The organism is Nonomuraea lactucae, assembly GCF_003313395.1.
Lineage (GTDB): Bacteria > Actinomycetota > Actinomycetes > Streptosporangiales > Streptosporangiaceae > Nonomuraea > Nonomuraea lactucae.
The window spans coordinates 1-4,060 of sequence record NZ_QNFZ01000744.1 but is presented as its reverse complement, the minus strand read 5'-3'; the positions used below and the strand labels follow the sequence as shown (position 1 = coordinate 4,060).

At 72.1% G+C, this 4,060-nt stretch carries 2 protein-coding genes; one reads left to right on the top strand and one right to left on the bottom strand.

Translation table 11 applies throughout. From position 1 onward, the window contains the following. Positions 1 to 269 precede the first annotated feature (269 nt). Positions 270 to 1,766 carry an alkaline phosphatase PhoX gene (locus DQW85_RS26505; protein ID WP_113702655.1) on the bottom strand — a complete coding sequence of 499 codons (1,497 nt, stop codon included), beginning with the start codon at positions 1,764 to 1,766 and terminating at the stop codon, positions 270 to 272. A 219-nt stretch (positions 1,767 to 1,985) separates the two neighbouring features. Here DQW85_RS26505 and DQW85_RS26500 point away from each other — a divergent pair, with 219 nt between their 5' ends. After that, a complete protein-coding gene (locus DQW85_RS26500; protein WP_113702654.1) occupies positions 1,986 to 3,809 on the top strand; it encodes an SWIM zinc finger family protein in 1,824 nt (607 codons plus the stop codon). Positions 3,810 to 4,060: the final 251 nt, after the last annotated feature.

Sequence of the window (4,060 nt, the reverse complement as noted above, 5' to 3'; positions counted from 1 at the left end):
CGCCGGCGTCGGCGGGCGGGCTGGCGAGGGCTGTGCCCAGGGGCGCGGGCTCGGCATGCGCAGGCGCCGCGAGGCCCGTGACCAGCGCGAGGGCGCCGGCGCAGAGCAGCAGGGGAGCTTTCCGGTCATGCATGCGTCACAGAGTGCCGGAAATTTTATGCCTGTTTAACCCTTTTATCCGTTTTGTCTGGTTTGAGGGTGGCGTTTCGCCCTTCGAGCTGCGGTTCGGCAAAGGTAAATCTTTCCGGCCGAGGCCCCGCCGTGAAGCGCTACAGCGGCCCCCGCCCCCACGGCCCGCGGATGGCGTACGTCCGGCCGGGCGGGTCGAGCTCGGCCGTGGAGCCGAGCTGGTTGACGAACAACGTGGAGCCGTCCGGGCTGAAACAGGCGCCGGCGAACTCGCTGTCGTCGGCGATGTTCACCGCGAACTCGAACGGCTCCCCGCCGCGCGGATCCAGCCCGATCAGCCGGTTGACGTTGGTCAGCCCGGGAGCCAGCGGGTGCGGGTCGGCGTCGGCCGAGGAGGCGTCGTCCTCGCACAGCACGATGCCGCCCCGGGGCGTGAACGTCAGGTTGTCCGGGGAGTCCAGCTCCCTCCGCCCAGGCGACTCGTACACCAGCACCAGCGTCCCTCCGCCCCGGCGGGTGGGGACGTACCGCCAGACCTGGCCGTACCCCTCCCGGTAGCCGTCGGCGCCCGGCGCGTCGCCGTTCTTGGCGTCGCCGCCGCTGGTGGAGTTGAAGAACACGCTCCCGTCGCCGTACCAGCAGCCCTCCAGCCGGTTGAACTTCGCGCCGCCCTTGGCCAGCCCCTGCCGGGTGCACGTGAGCGCGCCGTGCTCCAGGTCGGGGTCGGGGTCGTCGATCGTCACCCACTCGACCGGCAGCCGGGCGCCCACCGTCTGGCCCTCGCGGCAGTCGTAGCCCTCGACACCTCTCACCTTGAGCATCTCCAGAACGCCCCCGGCCGACAGATCTCGCGGATCCCGGGGCCGGAACCGGTAGAAGCCGTCTGGCTTGCCCGAGTCGTCCTCCGTCTCGTACACGTAGCCGGTGCGCGGATCGACGGCGACGGCCTCGTGCGAGAAGCGGCCCATCGCGGTGAGCGGCATGGAGGCGGCCGGCCTGCCGGGCTCGGGGCCGCGCAGCGGCACCTCGAAGACGTAGCCGTGCTTGCGCTGCCAGCCCTGCGCCGGACCCGCGGTCGTCTCCTCGCAGGTCAGCCAGCCGCGCTGGCCCAGCATCATGCCGCCGGCGCAGTTGACGATCGTGCCGTTGAGGCTGACGAAGTGCCGCAGCACCTCGCCGGTGCGCGGGTCCGCCTCGATCGTCGTGGTGCCGCCGACGCCCAGCTCGTCGTAGCGGGCCGACCCGGGCACGTGCACCCGCCCCACGGGCGACCCCGGCGGTGTGCGCACCTCGTGGTTGCGGATGAGCCGCACCGTGTGACGGCTGGTGCCGGGGAACGCGGCCATACCGTCGTGCGCGATCGGCGTCGCCACGCCGTCGGACATCGGCGTGCCCGTCTTGCCGAGCACGGCGTAGGAGAACCCGGCGGGGAGCGCCAGCAGCTCCTCCCCGGTGTTCCTGGACGGCGAGCGGCGCAGCGGGCCGTACCCGGCCTCACCAGGACGGGACGGCTTGCGGCCGGCCTCGGCCCAGGCCGCGTGCGCTCCGAGAGTCTGTACGGCGACGCCGCTCGCCAGCACGCCGCCGGCGGTGGCGAGGCTGCGGTTCAGGAAGGTTCGTCGATCGAGCGCGGTCATGAGCTGCTCCTCGGGACGAGTTCGCTCCCGCCGTTCACGTGAGGATGAACGGGAGCTTTCGCCAGCCTAAACTCGATCTTCGATCGCCAGGAGGCCCAATCCCCGCCGCTCCCTCCCCGTCGGCGCCGGTCGTCGGCCGAAGGTGACCGTCGCACAGTTTGCACCTCCGCTTGCTGCACCTCGGCTTGTACCTCCGCGCGAATCCGGAAGGATTCCCTCATGACCCGCATCGTGCTGACAGAGGAGCTGATCCGCGATCGGGCTGATGGTCGTTCCTTCGAACGCGGCAAGACGTACTACGCCGGGGGAGCGGTGCGCGGGCTGGCCGTGGACGGCGCGTCCGCGAGCGCGACCGTGGACGGCACGCGGGCCTACCGGGTTCAACTGCGTGTGACGCCTCGTGGCCTCGACGGCGACTGCAGTTGCCCGTACGGCCAGGACGGGATGTTCTGCAAGCACTGCGTCGCCACCGCACTGGCGTGGCTGGCAAGAGGCGAGACGAGCAGAGCCCCCTCGGCCACGCCTCCCGACGCGCGCCCCGCCCCGGCCACCGGCGCGAAGCCGGCCACAGCCACCGACGAGCGGCTGCGCGGATTCCTGGAGTCGCAAGACCCGCGGTGGCTCGCCGCCGAACTCCTGCGCGCCGCGCACGCCGATCCGCTGCTGCGGGCACGGCTGGAGGTGGCGGCGGGCGCCGACACCCGGAACGCCTTCGACGACCGGGACCTGCGACGCCGATTGGCGAACGCGATCCAGATCGACGAGCACGATTACGCCGACCCCTACCCTTACGCCCACCCCGGCCGCGTCAGCGATGCACTGAGCGAGGTGTCGAGGCTGATCGCCGCCGGCTTCGCCGACAAGGCCGCCGAGCTGTCCGAGTACGCGCTGGAGTTGATCGAGGCGTCGGCCGGTCACCTCGACGACAGCAACGGCGAGCTGGGCGATGCGCTCGCCACGGCGCAGGAGATCCATCTAGAGGCCTGCAGGGCAGCCGCACCCGACCCGGTCGAGCTCGCCGACCGGTTACTCGACATGGCCCTGGCCAGCGAGTACGAGGTGTTCCTCGACGCGCTGCCAGGCTACGCCGAAGTCCTCGGCGAGGCGGGCATGGCCCACTACCGGTGTCGGCTGGAGGCCATGTGGCAGGCGCTGCCGCCCTCACGACCTGGCGTGTACGACGACGGGCGGTTCACCGTCACCTATCTGATGGAGCGGCTGGCCGAGCACGAAGGTGGCGGGGACGCGCTGATCGAGGTCCTGGCGCGCGACGTCAGCTCTTCCTATGACGTCTTCAGGATCTCCGAGAGGTTGGCCGGTGACGGGCGCGACGAGGAGGCGCTCGGATGGATCCAGCGGGGGCTGGACGAGTTCAGCGACGAGGGCGGACACGAGGCGAAGCTGCGAACGCTGGGCGCGGAATGCCTGCAACGTCTTGGCTGCCGGGACGCGGCCATGCGGCTCCTGTGGGCGAACTTCGCGGAGAACCCGTCATTGTCGGCCTACCAGGCGCTGCACACCACCGCCCAGGGCACGCTCGCCCAGGACACGGCCGCCCAGGGCACGGCCGAGGCGGCAGAATCCTGGCGTGAACGCGCGCTGGCCCTGCTGGCCGCTCTCCCCGCGGCGGTGGAGCCACGCGAGAGCACCCCGCACATCCAGAGCGCAGGGCACTCGGTCCTGGTGGAGGTGCTGCTCTGGGAGGAGGACGTAGAGGGGGCCTGGCAGGCGGCACAGCGGGGCGGCTGCCGTGAGGACCTGTGGCTGCGGCTGGCGCGGGCACGTGCCGAGGCGCATCCGGCCGACGCCCTGCCCGTCCTGCGGCAGGTCGCCGAACGGCTGGTCGAGGCGAAACACCGCTCGGCCTACCGGCTGGCGGCCGGCCTCCTGGTCGAGTCCGCGGTCCTGTACGGCAGGTGCGGCCGAGAGGAGGACTTCCACGCGTACATGGCCACCCTCCGCACCACGCACAGGGCCAAACGCGCTCTGCGCGACGAGCTCGACCGGGCCGGACTGCCACCGAGCCAGGCTGGCAGGCCGTGACGGCTCGGCAGGACGACCTCCCGGCGCTTCATACGACGGCGCCTTCGCTGCCACCGCCCCGACAGCCCGCCCCGACAGCCCGCCCCGACAGCCCGCCCGGACAGGCTGCCCGGACAGGCCGCGTGGACGGTCCGCCCGACGGTCCGAGTGGACGGCCCGCCCCGACGGTCCGGGTGGACGGCCTGCCCCGACGGCCTGTGTGGACGGCTCGCCCCGACCGCCCGGCCCGGATGGCCTGTGTGGGCGGCTCG

Excerpts from the sequence above, each read along its gene's own strand:
- DQW85_RS26505 (WP_113702655.1), bottom strand. The coding sequence starts at position 1,766 with ATGACCGCGCTCGATCGACGAACCTTCCTGAACCGCAGCCTCGCCACC.
- DQW85_RS26500 (WP_113702654.1), top strand. The coding sequence starts at position 1,986 with ATGACCCGCATCGTGCTGACAGAGGAGCTGATCCGCGATCGGGCTGAT.